Annotated in this window: 25 protein-coding genes; 7 read left to right on the forward strand and 18 right to left on the reverse strand. The window is 50.9% G+C overall.

The window, feature by feature from the left end:
- Positions 1-4: 4 nt before the first annotated feature.
- The 8 genes from D9597_RS09235 to D9597_RS09270 all read right to left on the reverse strand — a co-directional run bounded on the left by D9597_RS09235 (position 5) and on the right by D9597_RS09270 (position 5,930).
- Positions 5-460, reverse strand: coding sequence for a phage protein (locus tag D9597_RS09235; protein WP_000166744.1), 456 nt, complete (start codon positions 458-460; stop codon positions 5-7).
- On the reverse strand, positions 457-1,584 hold the full coding sequence (locus tag D9597_RS09240; protein ID WP_130222185.1) for a DUF2586 domain-containing protein: 1,128 nt from the start codon (positions 1,582-1,584) through the stop codon (positions 457-459). Before D9597_RS09240 ends, D9597_RS09235 begins: the two co-directional genes overlap by 4 nt.
- Positions 1,581-2,288: a hypothetical protein gene (locus D9597_RS09245; RefSeq protein WP_130222186.1), complete on the reverse strand. Its 708-nt coding sequence runs from the start codon at positions 2,286-2,288 to the stop codon at positions 1,581-1,583. The genes D9597_RS09240 and D9597_RS09245 overlap by 4 nt, the downstream gene beginning before the upstream one ends.
- Complete coding sequence (locus tag D9597_RS09250) at positions 2,285-2,791, reverse strand: phage tail protein (protein WP_130222187.1); 507 nt, start codon at positions 2,789-2,791, stop codon at positions 2,285-2,287. The genes D9597_RS09245 and D9597_RS09250 overlap by 4 nt, the downstream gene beginning before the upstream one ends.
- The gene (locus D9597_RS09255) at positions 2,788-3,240 is read right to left on the reverse strand and encodes a head completion/stabilization protein (protein ID WP_205712908.1); all 453 of its coding nucleotides are present in this window, start codon (positions 3,238-3,240) and stop codon (positions 2,788-2,790) included. The genes D9597_RS09250 and D9597_RS09255 overlap by 4 nt, the downstream gene beginning before the upstream one ends.
- Before the next feature lie 96 nt (positions 3,241-3,336).
- On the reverse strand, positions 3,337-4,038 hold the full coding sequence (gpM, locus tag D9597_RS09260; RefSeq protein ID WP_040080376.1) for a phage terminase small subunit: 702 nt from the start codon (positions 4,036-4,038) through the stop codon (positions 3,337-3,339).
- A gap of 3 nt (positions 4,039-4,041) precedes the next feature.
- Positions 4,042-5,064 (reverse strand): phage major capsid protein, P2 family, encoded by a 1,023-nt coding sequence (locus D9597_RS09265; RefSeq protein ID WP_130222188.1) that lies wholly within the window; start codon positions 5,062-5,064, stop codon positions 4,042-4,044.
- Between the two features lie 62 nt (positions 5,065-5,126).
- Positions 5,127-5,930 carry a GPO family capsid scaffolding protein gene (locus tag D9597_RS09270; protein ID WP_040080378.1) on the reverse strand — a complete coding sequence of 268 codons (804 nt, stop codon included), beginning with the start codon at positions 5,928-5,930 and terminating at the stop codon, positions 5,127-5,129.
- 161 nt (positions 5,931-6,091) lie between these two features.
- Here D9597_RS09270 and D9597_RS09275 point away from each other — a divergent pair, with 161 nt between their 5' ends.
- The 3 genes from D9597_RS09275 to D9597_RS09285 are packed head-to-tail and all read left to right on the forward strand — an operon-like array spanning position 6,092 to position 9,245.
- Complete coding sequence (locus tag D9597_RS09275) at positions 6,092-7,867, forward strand: terminase family protein (protein ID WP_130222189.1); 1,776 nt, start codon at positions 6,092-6,094, stop codon at positions 7,865-7,867.
- Complete coding sequence (locus D9597_RS09280) at positions 7,864-8,925, forward strand: phage portal protein (RefSeq protein WP_130222190.1); 1,062 nt, start codon at positions 7,864-7,866, stop codon at positions 8,923-8,925. Before D9597_RS09275 ends, D9597_RS09280 begins: the two co-directional genes overlap by 4 nt.
- Complete coding sequence (locus D9597_RS09285) at positions 8,922-9,245, forward strand: ogr/Delta-like zinc finger family protein (protein WP_130222191.1); 324 nt, start codon at positions 8,922-8,924, stop codon at positions 9,243-9,245. The genes D9597_RS09280 and D9597_RS09285 overlap by 4 nt, the downstream gene beginning before the upstream one ends.
- Here D9597_RS09285 and D9597_RS09290 read toward each other — a convergent pair.
- From D9597_RS09290 to D9597_RS09325, 9 genes are all read right to left on the reverse strand, one after another.
- Entirely contained in the window at positions 9,219-9,425 is a 207-nt protein-coding gene (locus tag D9597_RS09290) for a hypothetical protein (RefSeq protein WP_130214841.1), read from the reverse strand. The genes D9597_RS09285 and D9597_RS09290 overlap by 27 nt on opposite strands.
- 125 nt (positions 9,426-9,550) lie before the next feature.
- Positions 9,551-11,572 carry a replication endonuclease gene (locus D9597_RS09295; protein ID WP_130222192.1) on the reverse strand — a complete coding sequence of 674 codons (2,022 nt, stop codon included), beginning with the start codon at positions 11,570-11,572 and terminating at the stop codon, positions 9,551-9,553.
- Positions 11,569-12,429: a Dam family site-specific DNA-(adenine-N6)-methyltransferase gene (locus D9597_RS09300; protein WP_130222193.1), complete on the reverse strand. Its 861-nt coding sequence runs from the start codon at positions 12,427-12,429 to the stop codon at positions 11,569-11,571. The genes D9597_RS09295 and D9597_RS09300 overlap by 4 nt, the downstream gene beginning before the upstream one ends.
- Positions 12,420-12,653: a DUF2732 family protein gene (locus D9597_RS09305; protein ID WP_040080384.1), complete on the reverse strand. Its 234-nt coding sequence runs from the start codon at positions 12,651-12,653 to the stop codon at positions 12,420-12,422. Before D9597_RS09305 ends, D9597_RS09300 begins: the two co-directional genes overlap by 10 nt.
- Positions 12,654-12,720: 67 nt before the next feature.
- Positions 12,721-13,122 carry a hypothetical protein gene (locus D9597_RS09310; RefSeq protein ID WP_040080385.1) on the reverse strand — a complete coding sequence of 134 codons (402 nt, stop codon included), beginning with the start codon at positions 13,120-13,122 and terminating at the stop codon, positions 12,721-12,723.
- Positions 13,122-13,550 carry a hypothetical protein gene (locus tag D9597_RS09315; protein ID WP_040080386.1) on the reverse strand — a complete coding sequence of 143 codons (429 nt, stop codon included), beginning with the start codon at positions 13,548-13,550 and terminating at the stop codon, positions 13,122-13,124. Before D9597_RS09315 ends, D9597_RS09310 begins: the two co-directional genes overlap by 1 nt.
- A gap of 8 nt (positions 13,551-13,558) precedes the next feature.
- Positions 13,559-13,732: a phage filamentation protein Fil family protein gene (locus tag D9597_RS23105; protein WP_000643373.1), complete on the reverse strand. Its 174-nt coding sequence runs from the start codon at positions 13,730-13,732 to the stop codon at positions 13,559-13,561.
- 9 nt (positions 13,733-13,741) lie between these two features.
- The gene (locus tag D9597_RS09320; protein WP_130222194.1) at positions 13,742-14,245 is read right to left on the reverse strand and encodes a phage regulatory CII family protein; all 504 of its coding nucleotides are present in this window, start codon (positions 14,243-14,245) and stop codon (positions 13,742-13,744) included.
- A gap of 30 nt (positions 14,246-14,275) precedes the next feature.
- The gene (locus D9597_RS09325) at positions 14,276-14,497 is read right to left on the reverse strand and encodes a hypothetical protein (protein WP_001247709.1); all 222 of its coding nucleotides are present in this window, start codon (positions 14,495-14,497) and stop codon (positions 14,276-14,278) included.
- Positions 14,498-14,632: 135 nt separating this feature from the next.
- Between D9597_RS09325 and D9597_RS09330 the strand changes: the two genes are divergently transcribed.
- The 4 genes from D9597_RS09330 to opgE all read left to right on the forward strand — a co-directional run bounded on the left by D9597_RS09330 (position 14,633) and on the right by opgE (position 18,406).
- Entirely contained in the window at positions 14,633-15,214 is a 582-nt protein-coding gene (locus D9597_RS09330) for a phage repressor protein (protein WP_000102873.1), read from the forward strand.
- Between the two features lies 1 nt (position 15,215).
- Entirely contained in the window at positions 15,216-16,256 is a 1,041-nt protein-coding gene (locus D9597_RS09335; protein WP_130222195.1) for a tyrosine-type recombinase/integrase, read from the forward strand.
- 167 nt (positions 16,257-16,423) lie between these two features.
- Positions 16,424-16,552, forward strand: coding sequence for a manganase accumulation protein MntS (gene mntS, locus D9597_RS09340; RefSeq protein WP_001001761.1), 129 nt, complete (start codon positions 16,424-16,426; stop codon positions 16,550-16,552).
- A 270-nt stretch (positions 16,553-16,822) separates the two neighbouring features.
- Complete coding sequence (opgE, locus tag D9597_RS09345) at positions 16,823-18,406, forward strand: phosphoethanolamine transferase (protein ID WP_130222196.1); 1,584 nt, start codon at positions 16,823-16,825, stop codon at positions 18,404-18,406.
- A gap of 48 nt (positions 18,407-18,454) precedes the next feature.
- Here the strand turns inward: opgE and ompX are convergent, their stop codons facing one another.
- Entirely contained in the window at positions 18,455-18,970 is a 516-nt protein-coding gene (gene ompX / locus D9597_RS09350) for an outer membrane protein OmpX (protein ID WP_105289445.1), read from the reverse strand.
- Positions 18,971-19,001 lie beyond the last annotated feature (31 nt).

Here is a 19,001-nt window from a genome sequence, read left to right on the forward strand (position 1 = left end):
CCCCTTATCCGATCAGGTTTTCTGTGGCTTCCGCTTCCAGATACGGCACACCGTTGATGTTGACGAATTTCGGACTGGTCACGAAATATTTGATTTTGTGCGTGGTCACACCGCCACCTTTCGGATCAATATCCAGCAGGTTGCTGACCTGCAATTTATTGCCGAACGTCTCCACCTTCATTTCTTCGCTACTGGCTTTGGCATAGAAAAGAAAATCAAGTGGTGGAAGCCCACGCCATGAACCCGCTGCACGGGCTTTGGCTGTCAGCACCTGAAGTGTTTTTGAACTGACTTCAATTTCCCCCTCAGCGGCAACATCGCCATCCACATACCCATCAGGGACGCCACGCGTCTGGGCGGCAGCGCTGTTATCCGTAATATCGAGCGTGATTTTCTCGATATGGATCAGATCGCCGTCCATATAGGTGTCAAACGACATACCCGAAATACGTTTGGTCATGCTATAGCCTCCAGACTGGCATCCAGTAACAGGCTGATGGTGATTTGCAGTGGCACTTCCCAGGTACGTACCACAATGTAAATATCAACTGCCTTTTTGTTCTTCCAGACAATGGATACATCACCATCCTGCGGCGGCTTCAATTCTCCGGGAAATGACACCCCATTAATGCTGGCCGCAGTAGACATTTCGCGCAGTGGACTGGCGAACAGTGTCTGATGTGCGGCGATACTTCCTGGCGTGCTATTCAGCGAACGATCAGCGATTTTACTGATAGCCAGCAAACGAACACGGCGGGCAGCTTTATCCGCGACGCGCAAAGTTTCAATCGACTGATAATCGCCGCCCTCAACGTCCAACGTGCGGCCATCTGACCAGTAAAAACCGTCATAATCCGGGTACCACATTGGCACACTGAAACGCTGTGCTTCCAGCGCCTGAAGTGTGGCCAACTCAAGAACTTCTCCGGTACCATCAACCGGCATTTCGTCACTGCCCAGATTCATCAGCGCACCGGTTTTAACCCTCGCCGGACTATCTGCAATAGTCACCATACAGCTACACAGACGACCAGCCAGCACACCCGGTTCATTTCCCCACAGGCGGGGAACCAGCTGCACTGCCTTTTCTGCAATGCCATCCTGAAGGGTGGCCATGCGTACCAGATAATCCGCCTGGGCTTCTTCGTCCTGCATTCCCTGCGCGGCCAGGATAAACCACACCCAGCGGCCATACTTTGAAATCAGGGTGGATCGTAACGTCACGGCCTGATTTACCTGCGCTTTAGCGGTCACATCGTCAGACAGCACCACGCCTTCCACAGAGCACACCACCTGCGCGGCCAGAACCGCTTTCACCCAGGCATCTGCCTCCGCGTCAGCTGGCAGGACGTGAATGAACCCCCACCAGTTCTGGCCAGCGTTCGCCAGCGCAGCCAGAACATCATTTTTCAGCGGGCTGGCTTCCTCGCCCAGCAGTGAATCAAAATCACTCTGGGCATTCACCGCCAGCGTTTTCCCCACATTTTTGGTACCCGTACCGATAAACAGCAGTGTGCGTTCCACCTCATTGGTTTCGCCCATCAGCTGATTTACCTGGTTTACGGTCACAATTGGCCAGGTCATGCTTTCCCCTTAATATCCTGCGCCTTAACGTCCCAGCCAAAACCTATGGCCTGAAGCTGACGCGCCAGCGTCTTGTCAAATTCATCATCATTCATGCCCAGAAACACACGAGCAGGAAGATCCACTGTCCAGCTGGTTATCACGGCTTTATTACTGAGTTTTCGAATCAGCAGCCCCGCCTGGCTGTATGGCATAGTTTTGGTGATTTCGCCCAGTGTGGGCTTTTTCCATCTCTTACCGGTTTTCACCCGGTACCCCAGCGCCCGTAATTTTTTGGCCTGGGCAGGCGTCGCCATTTTCCCGGCCTCTGCCTTCCGTGGCTGATTACTGCGGCTGACCTTTACGCGCATTCCGTTTTGTTGCGCGTACCCCACCGTTCCGGCTGGTACCGGCGCTTCCCCGTTCCGGTATCCACCACCCTGTAAATAGATCCGCACAGCCTGAATTTCTGGCATTTCACGGATATGCAGCAGCTTTGGCAGGTTGCGCAGCATCTTCCCTTTGCGTTTTGTCTTACGTCCCGGCCACTTCTGACCATCCGGGGATTCCTGATTGCGCACATGCCGTTTTGCCGCAGCAATCACGCCATATTTGGCCAGACGCCAGATCAGACGCTGCCGTTTTCTCGGCGGCAGCTCCATGCTGGCCAGTGCCTTGCGCAATTCGGCCAGCTGTTTTTTATTCAGCTCGCCACCGGCAATCATTCGCTATCCCCCACCGGCGCACCGGCCTCATCCACGCTGTAAATACTGGCGGTCAGTGCCGTCCAGATTTCAGGTTCAACCAGTGACCAGCGCTCACCCCGCCACGGAATAGCCCCTTTTTCGTCCTGCCTGATCACCAGTTCTTCTACCATCGGAACAGTCAGCACCACAGTGGCCACTTCCTCATCCTCCACCGACACATCCCAGTCAGGTTCAGCTTCACTCAGCCCCACTTCATCCAGTAGTTCCCTGTCAGCATCATCCAGCCACGCAGCCAGTAAGGACATAAGCAACGGCGGCGGGCAAAGGCGATACGGGAAACGCTCCCAGCTCAGAACCGCGTCATATCGGATAACCGCCTGGCGATATTGTCCCAGCCCGTAATCCTTCGCCGCAGGAATGAACTTCATCTCATCCAGCACGCTGTCAAATGACTGCATCGCACGGGGCGGGACGTTATCTTTAAAAAATGTGGTCAGGCTTTGGATCTGCGTCTGGCTCATACTTTTTTCACCGTTGCCCGTTTCAGCCCTTTCATACGGCGGATCACCACCGATGCTTCAGCCAGTAACCCCGCTCGGGTTTCCATACTTTCCTGTCCCGGATGAGTATCGCGCCGCCCGATAGTGGCGAACTCCCCCAGCAGATCCGCTTTTGCCCTGGCAAAAACGGCCTTCATATACTGGGCGCACAGGCTGTTCAGTCCGCCCATTTTTACACCTGGTACCTCTGCCGCCAGCGTGTGGCCTTTCGCTATCCAACTGGACTCCACGTTTTCCAGTTCCGCATTCACCTCCACCACCGCTGCAAGCAACGCCTGGCTGATGGTGTCAGTGTCAATATCTGGCGGTAGTGACCGCTGCGCTTGAAAATCCTTCAGATTCAGATCTGGCCAGAATCCGTTATTGGTCAGCGGTTCATCCTGATAATCCAGCGGCTTTCCGCTAAACATAAATCCCCCGAAAAAGGCGGACTGGCCGGTTTCCACGGCGCAGTTACACACAAGGTGTTCTGCCCTCCACCGCGTCCGCCTGGCTTGCGGTAGTCTTTACCCTTGAGTCAGTTTTCGGATACGGGCGGCAATTGTCTGCCGCGCCGTTCTGACGCCAATTTTTGAGTAGTGTTTTTCTGCAATAGCCAGCAGCTGATCGGCTTTTTCCAGCGTTTCAATATCATCCACGCCCGCCGCCGTTTTCTGGCCATCGTCATTGCGTAGCAACTCCTGACCGGCAAACTTGAACCATTTGGCCGTCACCTGCTCATGCAGTCGCCAGGTGTTTGCCACCCGCTCAAACGTGCGGGTGAAATAAGGCTCCACACTTTCCCCGCGCCCTGCGGTTTCCTGCGCCCATGCCAGCATCGTATCCGCCACGAAAGTGGGAAAATTGCTGCGTAACCGATCCGGGGTTGCCTGCTGCTGGCTGATAGCAATGTCAGCCCAGTCCAGCGCCTTATCCAGATCGCCCACGTCAAACAGCCAGATAACACACCAGGCGAAAACCGGATTTGCATACTCCTGGCCACTCTCCAGATAGGCTTCCACAGTGGGAACCCAGCGCGGCAACAGCACATTGCGTTTGTACTCGACGCGATCGGCGATGGTAGGCAGACTTCGAATATATTCCACATCAGTTTCCAGCGCCCTGACCAGCAGGTGCATACTTTCCGTGGTTTCCAGTGCCTGGCTGCGCTTCAGCTTTTGTTCCATCGCAATACGCTGGCTGTGACGCTGCGCGGGGGAAAGTGCCATTTATCAACCCTCCACCGGTTCGGAGACTTTGCCGATTGTCACAGCGGATTCATCAATAGCCGCATACAGCTCCGGCACTTCCACCGCGTAACCTTCATTGCGCAGGTATTTGTTTTCGAACTGCTTACGATCTTCAACAAACTCCGCCTTACGCATACGGGTATTGCGCTGGGTGTAGATGTGCAGGTTAGAAAGCGGCGTAACCACCATGCGTTTACCCGGCATAAACGGCGGGATAATAGCCGGACGGCCAGCAATGGTGCTTCCCAGCATCTGCGCCGCGATTTTTTCAGTCGGACGGTCTGCTGCCTGATACAGTCGGTATTGTTCAGCTGCGACCAGATCGGCACCAACCAGAACAACCAGACGCGGGTCATTGCGGAACTGTGCCGGGATTTTGGCGTTAATCAGATCGGACGCCATTGCATCCAGTGATTTGTAATCCCCGGCCTCATCAAGCACCACGGCATCCGTCATAATCTGATTGCCGCCCAGCAGCGTTTTCATACGCTCATGCCAGCCAACGTTCACATCCTCGCCGTTCGGGTTAGTTTCCGGATCAGTGGTTTTCGCGCAACTTTTACCGTTAAAACCAATGCGCAACATATCCAGCGCAAAAGCCTGCGTGGTGAATGCCTGTACCAGGTTGTAAAACTCGTTTTCGTCCTTACCGGCGTTTGCCCAGACAGAAAGCAGATCCCAGCGCAACGCGGCACAGCTGTCTGTTTCAACCAGGGAATAGTCATTACCGTCAACGCCTACCTGACGAATGAAACGGCCATTTTCGCTGCGGCCGGTATGCAGCACAGAGGAACCGACAGAGATCACCTGGCCACTCAGCTGGTCAACATCCAGACAGGTGATCATGTTCAGGAACTCGACGGACTCCAGCAACGCAAGACGCAGCGCATTTTCCTGCGGGTCATTCAGGGAAAAATATCGACTGGTATCACGCGCACCAAACTGCTGCGCCATCCCCGCCGAATATTTATCCAGTAAATCCCGCGCACGATTATTAAGGTGCATAAAACTCCCTCGCAATTAAGCAATTTAAAAATATATTCTGGGCTAATTAGCAATAAGGCGAATTACAGGAAATTAAATTTCCCGGCTTTATCTTTTATAGTACGCCCCGGTGTACGGGTGTTTTTATTACCCAGCTCGTTAAAGCGGGTTACGATTTCTTTTGCATTATCGCGAATTGCCGCAAATTCCTGCGTATCCACCACTTCAGCAATTGTGTCAACATCACCCTGAACGTCATTCAGTTGAGTTTCAATTTTCGCCACTCGCGCTTCCAGATCGTTCACCACATTGGCAAGCGCCTGTAATTTATCTTCATCCGGAGCAGGATTATCCTGCGGCGTTTCATCTTCAAACTTTGGCTTAATACCAAACAGTTTCTGCCAGTTCTTCATTCTTGCTTCCTGTTTAATTTTTCCGTCGCGAGAAATTACACAGCTGTAATATCCCTGCTTTGTTAATTTATTGCGCCGACTACTAAAGCGCAGCCGTGTGGTGCCAACGCTGGCAGGTGTATCTGTTACCGCCAGCCCTTTCAGGTAAGTACGCCCGCTACCGCGCCAGTTTTCTTCCGGCTCAATGGAGAAGAACAAAAGCTGATCTTCATGATTTGCGAAAATCAGACGCATATTCGGGCAAAGGCTGACATATAACCGTGCCAGTCCATCTTCACCATCATTCCAGGTGGCTTCCAGCACTTCACCAAAATTCCCGCAATCATCCTCATGTTCTGGCCAGATTAAAGCGACATAGTGGCTATAGTCATAGGTTTCCCCCATATCAATGATCCACTGCCGTTTAATTACCCTGCCATCAACGGTATCCCCTTCAGTAGCAACACACAGCCAGTCAGTTTTTAAATGTGACATATCCCCCCTGTTCCACTCCCTGACGCTGCAAATCAATTATTGCCAAATAAAACCGCCACCGCATTACGCTTTATTCTGAACAGTTCGGTTATAACGCTTTACCGAACAGACACGAATTAACACCACCGTTTTTTCATTACAGCCACGGCATAATTATCCGCATGGCTAAATACTCTGAAGAATTAAAAGGCGTTGTTCGCGCACTTTATCTGCGCCGCTATACGCCAAAGGAAATCGCATCTGAATTAAATCTGCCGAATGCGCGGATCGTTTACTACTGGGCGGAGAAATACAGCTGGGCGGATTTGCTCAGTTTTGAAAGCACAGAGGAAGCAATTGAACGCCGTTACCAGCTGCTGGCCAGCCGCGATAACAAAACCGATCTCGACCTGAAAGAAATGGACATGCTCATTGCTCATGCCACGAAACTGCGTGCGCAGAGTAATAAACACAAAGAGAAAATGGCCAGCGGTCAGAGTTCCGGGCAAGCAGCTGCGCGGGACAACAATGACGACGAACCACGCAGCAAACGGAAATACAAGAAAAACGATATTACGTCGCTGACGCAGGAGGACTTTGACGCATGGGCTGAGGAACATCTTTTTGAATATCAGAAACACCTGCGCAATAACATTGGCCAGCTTGTCAGGAACATCCTGAAAAGCCGCCAGATCGGTGCGACCTGGTATTTTGCGTTTGAAGCGTTTGAAAACGCGGTGATGACCGGCGATCCGCAAATCTTTCTGTCAGCGTCAAAAGCACAGGCTGAAGTGTTCCGGTCTTACATCGTGAATATTGCAGAGCAGTATTTCGGTATTACGCTAACCGGCAACCCGATCCGCTTAAGCAACGGCGCAGAACTGCGTTTTCTCTCCACCAACAAAAACACCGCCCAGTCCTACAGTGGCCACCTGTACTGTGACGAATATTTCTGGGTGCCAAACTTTGCAAAACTTAACGAAGTGGCCAGCGCAATGGCCACACATGACAAGTGGCGCACCACCTATTTTTCAACGCCATCGGCAAAAACGCACCAGGCTTACCCGTTCTGGACGGGCGATGAGTGGAAACAGGGCAGTAAAAAACGTGCGGCCATTAAGTTTCCGTCCTTTAACGAAATGCGTGACGGCGGGCGACTCTGCCCGGATGGGCAATGGCGCTACGTCATTACGATGGAAGATGCCATTGCAGGCGGTTTCAACCTGGCGAACATCGAGAAACTTCGCAATCGCTACAACGACGCCACTTTTAACATGCTCTATATGTGCGTGTTCGTTGACAGCAAAGATTCCGTTTTCAGCTTTTCCGATCTGGAAGCCTGCGGTGTTGAAATCGACACCTGGCAGGATCACAACCCTGATGCAGCGCGGCCATTTGGTGACAGGTCGGTATGGGGTGGCTTTGACCCGGCTCGCAGCGGTGATTTGTCCTGTTTTGTCATCATCGCGCCGCCGATACTCGCCGTGGAGAAATTCCGCGTTCTGAAGGTGATTTACTGGAAAGGCATGAACTTCCGGTACCAAGCAAAACAGATCGAGCAATTGTTTAAAAAATACAACTTCACTTATCTGGGTGTGGACGTTACCGGCATTGGCCAGGGTGTTTTTGACAACATTCAGCATTTTGCCATGCGCGTGGCCGTCCCTATTCGTTACGACCTGAACACCAAAAATCAACTGGTACTGAAAGCGGTAGACGTGGTGGAAAGCCAGCGTATTGAGTGGGATAAAAACCTGAAAGAGATCGCTGCCAGCTTTATGTCTGTGCGCCGAACCACCACACAAAGCGGCAACGCCATGACGTTTGTCGCTGACCGCAGCCAGGATACTGGCCACGCGGAGGCGTTCTGGGCGATTACCCACGGTCTGCATAACGAACCCCTTAACTATGAAAACAAACCTAAATCCCGCTGGGGTGTAAGGAAAGAGGCTGCATGAGTAAAAAGAAACGCTTTGTTAAGCGCGACCAGCGCGGCGACAAATCAAAAAAGATGAGCATTATCACATTCGGCAAACCTGAACCGGTTCTGACTACCGGCACAGATTACCGTGATATCTGGTACGACAATGCCGCCGATCACTTCACCCAGCCGATTGACCGGCTGGCACTCGCACAGCTGATTAATCTTAACGGTCAGCACGGCGGCATCATTCACGCCCGCAAAAACATGATTGTTTCAGATTACTTGGGTGGCGGACTTATTCACGACCAGCTGGAAGCGGCAGCGTATGACTATATAACCTTTGGGGATATTGCGATTGCCAAAATTCGTAACGGCTGGGGAGACGTGATCGCACTTGACCCCTTACCCGGTCTGTATATACGCCGCCGCAAAGTCAGAGATAACGCCCTGGATAAGCCCGGTGACTACGTAGTGTTACAGGAAGGGGAACCGCAGATATGGCCAGAAGAAGATATTATCTTTATCAAAATGTATGACCCGCAACAGCATATCTACGGACTGCCGGACTACATCGGCGGTGTGCATTCCGCGTTACTTAACAGTGAAGCGGTCATTTTCCGACGCCGCTACTACCACAACGGTGCGCACACAGGCGGAATTCTTTATACCCGCGATCCCAGCATGACGGACGAAATGGAGGAAGAAATTGAACAGCAGCTGCGTGACAGCAAAGGGATCGGGAACTTCTCCACCATCCTTGTCAACATTCCCGGCGGAGACGGCGACGCCATCAAGTTCATTGAAATGGGTGATATTTCTGCTAAGGATGAATTTGCCAACATCAAGAATATCAGCGCACAGGACATTCTGAACGCGCACCGTTTCCCTGCCGGCCTCGCCGGTATTGTCCCGCAGAACACTGCCGGACTGGGGGATGTTGAAAAGGCTGAACGCATTTATAAGAAAAGCGAAATTGCCCCCATCCAGCGCCGTTTCATGCTGGCCGTTAACAACGATCCCGAAATACCGGAAAGGTTGCACCTAAACTTTGATTTAAGTTACATAGAATCAATAGATAAAGGTGCGGCATGATGCGAAACTGGCTAAAATCCATGCTTCATTTAACAACTGGAGCATGGAATATGCGAGTTCTGAAAATCGAATGCCCGGAATGCGGCTCAAAGGCTGTTATTCGTAAAACGAACAGGAAGCACCGACAAATTGCGGATATTTACTGCGCCTGCTCAGATGTTGAATGTGGCCACACATTTGTTATGAATCTGACATTTTCCCACACTCTTAGCCCCAGCGCTAAAACGGGTGATGCGGTGGTGCAAAAAATACTGAGTGCACTTTCTCCCACTCAGCGCCAGGTGGCATTCGATTTACTGAAAGTGACTCCCGCTGCCTAAAAAGCCCCCAGAATGAGGGCTTTTCCCTTCCTTTTTAACCATTTTGTGAACCTCTTCCGCAAGTTCTCCAATCCAGGCCAAAGCGATTGTTTTTTCTCTCTGGTTACTTTCGTAATCATGGGCAATTTTAGCTAATAATTCAATGCGTTCCAGCTGTGCCGACGCCTCCAAAAGATCCATTTAGCCCCCACAAGCAATAGTGACTGGATAAGTATCCAGTATACCGTACACCGTAAAGCACGAATAGTGAAATTTAATTTCCTTCCATCTACTGAGAAATGCATGCATTTCACATATTTACCCTGCTAGACCCACCCCGGCCATAACTCGTTTAATGGCTCGTTTTGAATCTCTTTAAGCCACCCATTACGGTAAACCAGTCCCCCTTGGCCAAACATCAAACCACTACCCCGCAGGAGAATGGCTATTTCTTCATTAGAACCGTTAAAACCCCGACTGCATAATTCCAGTTTTAACCGTCTGAGGATTCCCCCCTCCGTACAGTTATTGACAGAACTCCAAGGGGCGGCGTTGCCGCCAGAAAACCCCGCCTCCGCTGGCGCTTCGGCCAACTTCGCAACCTTTTGCCACTTAACCAGACGGGTGCAAACTTCCGAATCAGGAACCAAAGGAGAATAAACCCCCTGTACGCGCTGCACGTCCTCTGCGTACTCGTTGCCCTGTTCCGTAATTTCATAGGCCAGACGAACAACCAGATCACGGCGGGCAACCAGTGCACCGCCCTGCGCCTGGGTATATGCAGCCCAGTCCCCGACATCAGCAGCGGCCAGAACCGCATCCATTCTGCGATCGGTCAGCACCTGATCCCGCAACCGACGCAGCTCACGCCAGACGGTTACCGGCGCACCACCAATCTGCTGAAACTGACGAATGCGCCAGCGTGAAGCCCATGCAGAAACGGACTTAGCCATATCACGCAGGTTTTCGCCGGTTTCTTCGTCCTGCTCACCATCCAGCGCAAAACCATCAATATTTTTTGAAATGTATTTCGCGATGTAGCCCGTGGCCGAACCTTTGGCGGGATCGATAACTTCAACATGAAAACGCGCCTTCAGCGCCTTTTCAGATTGCAGTTCTTCAGAATCGGTAATTCTGGCGTGATAGCAAAGAATATCGCGTACCGTGTCCACGTCATGCGGACGCATAAAAAGCAACATATGCCAGTGCGGTGTCCCGTCATGGTGAGGCTCAACAACCCGAAACCCAAATACATGAATACCCGCACGCGAGATCGCTGCGCGTGCTTTTGCCCATACGCCGCATAAATAGCGCTGGGTATCCTGCGGCGTACATCCATCCCATTGCGATACAAAGCCACCTTTGCTGTGCACTGCGTGGAAACGTGATGGCGCGGTGATGGTGTAAAACTCACCGGCCAGCCCTTCTTCATTGGACATATCTTCAAACCCTCGCATTCTTACCATTAGTTCACATCGACGGATCGCCGGATTTGCAACGCTGCGGTGCACCATGCTGTCCAGTGCAATGCGCAGCCCCTCATCATTCAGCAGATCAAACTTTTTAAAGAACTCCAGATTCCGCTTTTTCTGGTCTATCCACTCGTCCAGTGTTTTGCGGGATACATAAGCGCTGGCCGCTTTTTGTACCTGTCCCACCGCGATGGCCATATGTTCGCGCTGCATATCACGCGCACGTTTAAGACGTAGGTACCACCATTCCGGCGCCATCATGCGCAGTATCCCGGATTCCGCCTTACGCATTTCCAGTTGACCTTCATTGGCCTCATGTTCAGCCCAGTACGGCGGCTGGTTATTCAGCATCAGGCAACCCGCGCAAAGATGGCGGTATGATTCCAAGGTGCGGCGATGCAGCTCTCTGGCGTCGTCAGTGCCGGAGTCAAACTGTTCGGTGAAGTCATAAAGTGACTGGGAAATCCAACCAGATACCTGGCCAGCCAGTTTTTTAAGATCAGGACGGTCTAGTGACGGCAAGCGCTCCAGCGACTTACCAAAAGGAAGATCAGCAGCGTCAGCGGCCAGCGAGTAACGCGCAGCCACTTTGCGCAGACGTGGCAATACACTCCCGCCGATAGTCTGGCGCAGGAATGTATTGGCACAGCGACGCCCGTCACGACCAGCAAACAGCTTTTCGTAACGACGGCCAAAATACCCGGCTAACCAGTCGGGTATCTCATGAAGGTACTGTGAGCGCCATTCGTAATCCTGCGGGTTAACCGCCCACAGGCGGCGCTCAGTGATCGTGGCGTCTGTAGGTGTACCCGGTGCGAACGTTTCACGCCGCCAGGTATCGACGGCGTGATGTTGGCCATTGGCGACAGGAGTCATGCGCAGGCCATCGCTATAGAATCAAGCGGCGACTTCAGAATTAACTCTGCGGCAACTTTCTGGCTTGCAGCTGCGGCACCAACACTACGTGGGGCATTAATGCGAACGGCTTCAAATCCGGCGTACAGGTAATGCACCATTTCCAGATCTGCATTAGAGGCCACAACCGGCACACCTTTTCTGGCCAGACGGCGCAACTTACGCGCCAGCCTCCCCTGATCCACGTGCGAAAAACCGCGCTCATGGTAAGCGGTGAAATTGTCGCTTTCAGTCAGATAAGGCGGATCACAGTAAACAACGTCATTCCCGTCCCGAACCAAATCGAGCGTTTCTGAATAGTGGGCAGTAATGAACGTTGCGCGTTTCGCTTTTTCAGCAAAGGCACGGATTTCATCAGCGGGAAAATAAGGCTTTTTGTACTTACCGAACGGGACGTTGAACTGGCCTCGGCGATTATACCGGCACAGGCCATTGAAGCAGTGGCGATTCAGGTACAGGAAACGCGCAGCATTTTCAACAGATTCAGAACCGACCTTACCACTAGAAAGATTGAAAGCATCACGCACTGCGTAATAGAAAATGGCACGGCTTTCTTCATCACCTAACGAACCGGCAGTAAACAGGATCTCCAGCTCATTTAGCAGCGCATCAGTGTGATACGCCATCGCCTTATAAAGATTAACCAGATCAGGATTCACATCTGCGATCAGATACTCGTCATAATCCGTATTCATCATGACAGCGCAGGAACCTGCGAACGGTTCAACCAGGCGTTTACCTTCTGGAAGGTGCGGACGCAGCTTAGGCATAAGGCGGGCTTTGCTGCCCACCCATTTAAGCGGAGTTTTTATTGCCATGCCGCACCGCCTTTGCTGCAAATCGCCGCGGCTTCTTCGCGGATCAACTCAACGATTTCCGTTGCGCTTAAACCTTCATTGGCTGCATGGGTGGCCAGCTTATTCAGACGGGTGGAACACAAATCAGCAGCAGCGGCTTTACCTTCCTGCGTGGCTTTGGTGAGCATTGCCAGCAGGTCAGTGACTGATTTTGTTGCGGGTAAATCCTGACGTGTCATATGCATTTTGGTTTCCTTAAGGCAAAAGAATCCCCGGCCACTTGAAACATGGCCAAAAAATTCAGGCGGTTAATTAGTGAAAAGTGGGGTGTACTGTGGCAGCTGAGTAGTTCGGTACCGGAATCAGGTGCAGTTCATAGGTTGTCCGCCACCACTCCTGGATCAGTGCATTTATCTCGCCAACTCCCAGCGCCCCGGCTGTATAGAAAATCGCACGAATCCCCGCCAGCGCTTCTATCTGGGCTTCTTTGCTTTCCGCTTCGCGATACACGCAGCACCAGAAAGCGGCATTGATCGCCAGCCAGTGACGCGGATTCGTCATGTGCTCGGTGTCATTGAAGAAGAACGGATGCAAAGCGATGCGGCCATTTTTACTGGTGCTTTTCTCTGTAAACACTACAGCGTAGTTATGCGGGACACCCCACACAGCCAGTTCAGCCCCCAACGATTTACCCTCAACGGAAATAATGGTCATTAGTGATTCCCCTGTTGCTGGAACTTATGGACGATATGAGGTGCAATCACCATCTGTACCCCACTACTGCTATAAATTGGATGTGCCTTTTTGATCGGGCGGTTCGCGGTGCGCTTTGAAAAATCGCTGTCACGTAAACTGCCGAAACCTTCAAACGTTAACCGCGCCCGTGAAATGCCCTGGCGCAGTTGAATCATGTCCCGATAGCCCAGGCGTTCATAAATCTCACGCCAGCAACATTTGCTTAAGTGGGCTTTAAATGCCCCGGAACCAGAAGTAACCGCAGCAGCATGAAGCACCACGCCGCGCCACTCCGGTGTTAAGTTGTCCCACCATTCAGCGGCCTCGCTGCTTTCGTTGAAGTATTTGCGGCGGATCTGTTTTAAATGCTCCAGCCCGCGCTTTTGCTGCTCCTGGCTAATCGCCATAACGCCCCCTATAGTCCCATCAGACGACGCCACCACGGGCGGCGCGGCTGCTGGCCATTGAATTTGTACATGTGGCCAGGGTTCCAGCGCTGACCGTTTGGCAGTTCTATCCAGCCCGTTGAACCACTCGGCAACTGCATGGCTGGTGATTCTTTTTTCAGGTAAGTGACAAACGCTTTCATGGTGTTCCCTCACATCAGGCCGGTGGCGTTGGTTGTGACCAGCTCCACCGCCGCAGCCAGAACAGGCGCAGAGTGAATACGGCTTTCAACGGTATAAGCCAGCACGGATAAGCTACGGATTGCATCGCGGGCACGATCCAGAATTTGAGTACGGCGGGCGGCAGTCATATAGCCAGTTGATACGGTTTCCCCAGCAATCGCGCCCACACTGGCTGTGGCACTCAGTGCGCACAACTGCATGTTGCCTTCTGTGGCATTGTTCACCGGCACGGATGGAAGGCAGTTAATCTGACCTAACATCCCATCAAGCAAACGCGCATCTTCGGTGTAATCCGTGATAGCCAAAAGCTCATCACAGGTCAGGCGGTGCGGTTGTGCTGGGTTCAGTTTGTTGCGCAGGATCTGCGGCCTCATACCAACGGCAGCGGCCACATCTTCAAGATTGTGCTCAATTGCAAATGCTCGGCAAGCCGCATCAAAGTGCGCATGTTTAGAGGTCTGGTAATCAAACATTGTTTGCCTCTCCCGAATCCGTAGGATGGATTACGCGTTAAGCGAAATGTCACATTCGCTTAAAGCCTGAATAGTGAGCGCGGCCATGTTGACTTCGACCAAGCCTTTCTTCTGCTTACCCTTCGGCTTAATAGGTAATTTCCCGTATTCGATCAGGTTCCTGGCGGTTTCTTTGTTGGTACCAGTACGGCGGCAATACTCGTCTAAAGGCAGGTATGGCTCTGGGATGATGATTGTAATGTTCGGACGCATGAGGCAAACTCCACAAGTTAACCTGTACGGCAATACAGGGTTATATAAGGCAACATTCGAAATATGGAGTCAGATTAATTCGCGTTTCGAGAAGTGTCAATTTTAATTTCTCGAATCGAGATTTATGGATTCGCTATGAGCACATTTAAAATCGACCTAAACGTAGATAGCACACCGATTCTTGACAGGGTGATCGAGGCTTACGGATTTACGCAGAAGTTACAGCTCGCGGAACATCTGGACATGGCAGCCAGTTCTCTTTCTTCACGCTACAAGCGTGGAGTTTTCCCGGCAGACATTGTCGTGAAATGTGTAGCCGAAACAGGCGCTAATCTGGAGTGGCTGGCGACAGGACAGGGACGTAAATTTAATGATGATGAATTAGACATACTCAAAATACCGCGCAGCAAGATTGTTGATGGCCAACTCTATGACGCTGGCACACTTATGCTTGATAAAGTCATCTTCCTGCCTGGTAAGCCCTTACCGCAACAACCGATTTGTGTTCTGGATGGCCTTGTTCAGTACATTGTTGACCAGTCTTATTCTGAAGTTTATGACGATGATTGGTTGGTTGAAGTTGAAGGAAAAACAAGCGTCCGCACTCTTACACGGATTCCGGTACGAAAAGTCAGAGTTAGCGGTGTTGGTATGGCATTTGATTGCGGAATTGACGACATAAAAATCATAGGCCGCGTTGTTCTGACGATAAAATAAAATGAGCGTTCGTAAACTTCCTACAGGCGAATGGATCGCCGACTTCTACACCGTCAACCGCAGTAATGGCAAGAACGGGAAGCGTATACGTAAAAAATTTGCCACGAAAGGGGAAGCCCTGGCATTCGAAAACCATACGCTTCAGAAAGTAGACGCAGCTCCGTGGCTGGGTGAAGGGAAGGACAAGCGAACTTTAATAGATCTGATAACAATGTGGTATGAACGCCACGGCGTAGCTTTGAGCAATGGCGAAAAGCGTAAAAATGCTATGACCAGGGCGGCGGAATGCATGGGATTCCCGCTGGCCACAGAATTTAATGCCCAGTTGTTCACAGCCTACCGCGCTAAAAGGCTGGATGGGCATTATGCCCGTACCAACAGAGTATCTAAGGTTTCCCCGAAAACTATGAACCTTGAACATGCTTACTTCCTGGCTATGTTCAACGAGCTGAAACGGATTGGTGAATGGTCAGCACCCAACCCACTAGAAAACGTCAGACAGTATCGTACTGATGAAATCGAAATGGCTTTCCTCACTATCGAAGAAATTGATCGGCTTTTACTGGAATGCAAACGAAGTAAAGTTAAGTACCTAGAATTAGTTGTCAAAATCTGCCTTGCTACCGGCGCAAGGTGGAATGAGGCGGCAACGCTGAAAAGCTCCCAGATCGCCGGGGGTAAAGTCACGTTCGTCAAAACCAAAGGGAAGCGCAACAGAACAATTCCCCTTGATGATGAACTTCTGTCCGAATTACCTGAAACAAAAGGCGCTCTGTTCCCCAAGCCCTGCTACAACGCTTTCCGCTCTGCTCTGGAACGCGCAGGCATTGAACTCCCCTCCGGCCAGCTTACCCATGTACTGCGCCATACATTTGCCAGCCACTTTATGATGAACGGCGGAAACATTCTGGTTCTGCAAAAAATTCTCGGCCACGCTGACATCACTATGACAATGCGTTATGCCCATTTCGCCCCAAGCCACCTTGAAGATGCCGTGCGACTTAACCCCTTAAAATGTCGCAAAAATGTCGCGACAGCTTAGAAATACTGCCGAATACTCACAGATATTAACTAACGTAACTTATTGATAACACTGTAAGTTATTGTTTTTCGTAGATAGTTGATGCTTTATAATATAGCCTGTGCTATATCTGTATGTAATGCAATCATCCCTCATGGATCGACGGGATTAGCAAGTCAGGAGGTCTTATGAATGAGTTCAAGAGGTGTATGCGCGTGTTTAGTCACTCTCCCTTTAAAGTACGGTTAATGCTGCTCTCGATGTTGTGCGATATGGTCAACAACAAACCGCAGCAAGATAAACCTTCCGATAAATAGCGGCGTCGCGGTACGCCGCTTTACTCCTGCTTTATTGCAGGCATAGATTGTTCTGGATTGAAAAACCCCACTTTTTATCGGATTTGCTATTCTCTTCGCAAAAGATTTGTTCCTCAGTAGTTGACCTGAACGGCAGCTCGCTCTATCTTCTTGCAGCCCTGCGTATATTGCGGCTCGCAGATGCGGACCCTTCCCCCTCTTCACGCACTCTTGCAGGTATTGACCCTTGACGCCAGGGTAAGCACATGGCGTTTGTTACGATAGTGGCATATGAACTTAACCCTTAAAGAATCGCTTGTTTCCCGTAGCCGGGTTTTTAGCCCGTGGACTGCGTTCTACTTTTTACAGTCGCTATTGATTAACCTTGGTTTAGGTTATCCCTTTAGTTTTCTCTATACCGCCGCTTTTACTGCCGTTTTGCTTTTGTTATGGCGGATGTTGCCGCGTGTGCAAAAAACCTTAATAGGTGTCTGTTCGCTGGTGGCGGCCTGTTATTTTCCTTTTGCTCAGGCGTACGGTGCGCCTAACTTCAATACATTGCTGGCGCTGCATTCCACCAATATGGAAGAGTCGACCGAAATTCTTACGATCTTCCCGTGGTATAGCTATCTGGTCGGCTTATTTATTTTTGCGCTCGGCGTGATTGCGATCAGGCGGAAAAAAGAGGATGAAAAAGCACGCTGGAATAAATTCGACACCCTGTGTCTGGTATTCAGTGTGGCGACATTTTTTGTCGCTCCGGTTCAAAATCTCGCCTGGGGCGGCGTATTTAAACTGAAAGACACCGGTTATCCGGTATTTCGTTTTGCTAAGGATGTCATCGTCAATAATAACGAGGTGATTGAAGAGCAAGAACGGATGGCGAAACTTTCCGGGATGAAAGATACCTGGACAGTCACTGCGGTTAAACCAAAATATCACACTTATGTGGTGGTCATTGGCGAAAGCGCACGTCGCGATGCCCTCGGTGCCTTTGGCGGTCACTGGAACAATACCCCGTTTGCCAGTAGCGTTAACGGCTTGATTTTTTCTGATTATATTGCTGCCAGTGGCTCCACACAGAAATCTCTCGGATTAACGCTTAACCGCGTAGTCGATGGCAAGCCACAGTTTCAGGATAACTTTGTGACCCTGGCCAACCGAGCAGGATTCCAGACCTGGTGGTTTTCTAATCAGGGACAAATTGGCGAATACGATACGGCTATCGCCAGCATCGCTAAACGTGCAGATGAAGTTCACTTCCTGAAAAACGGTAATTTTGAAGCAGATAAGAACGCTAAAGACGAAGAACTACTGACAATGACCGCTCAGGTATTGGCGGAAGAACACTCGCAGCCGCAACTGATTGTTTTGCATCTGATGGGTTCACATCCTCAGGCCTGTGACCGGACACAAGGCAAATACGAAACCTTTGTACAATCGAAAGAAACATCGTGCTATCTCTACACCATGACGCAGACGGACGATTTACTGCGCAAACTGTACGACCAGTTACGCAACAGCGGCAGCAGTTTTTCCATGGTTTATTTTTCAGACCACGGTTTAGCCTTTAAAGAACGCGGAAAAGAAGTGCAATACCTGGCCCACGATGATAAATATCAGCAGAATTTTCAGGTGCCTTTTATGGTCATTTCCAGCGACGATAAAGCGCATCGGGTGATTAAAGCCCGCCGTTCAGCCAATGATTTCTTAGGTTTTTTCTCACTGTGGACGGGAATTAAAGCGCAGGAAATCAACATCAACTACCCGTTTATTTCCGAGAAGAAAGCCGGGCCGATATACATCACCAACTTCCAGTTACAGAAGGTGGATTACAACCATCTCGGAACCGATATTTTCGACTCGAAACCTTAAAAACAAAAATCCGCCCCGAGGGGCGGATTTTTTATATCACCGAAGTGATTAGAAGCGGTAACCAACACCGGCAATCCAGGTGCCTACGTCAACGCTACGAATACGGCTCTGCTCGTAAGAGAAGTCCAGCGCAACGTTTTCGATTGGGTTGAACTGCAGACCTGCGCCGTAGGAGAAACCGTAGTCGCTGGTGTCGTGTTTATAGGTCGGGTAGTTGGTGTCCTGGAATTTACCGTAGCCCACACCTACAACACCGTAGATGCTCGCCCAGTCGTTGATGCGGTATGCCGGACCAGCGGTGATGCCGTAGTACTGGGTTTTGTTGTAATCGCCTGCACTGTTAGTACGACTTTTTTCAGTGTAAGTGAAAGAACCGATCACACCCAGCGGGCTGTTGTCTTCTTCATAGCGGTATTTCAGGTTGAAACCGCCCATTTTGTTCATTTTGCCCTGAGCGTCGCTCTGAGCGTAACCGCCAGTTACGGTAGAAGTAGCAGCTACGGAAGTACCTGCGGTGAAAGCCAGAACTGCGGCCAGTGCTGAAAGACATGCAATTTTTTTCATAACCACCTCAAATGTGATTCAAATAAGTCCT

The sequence above is a fragment of the Escherichia sp. E13S3 genome, assembly GCF_004212325.1.
Lineage (GTDB): Bacteria > Pseudomonadota > Gammaproteobacteria > Enterobacterales > Enterobacteriaceae > Escherichia.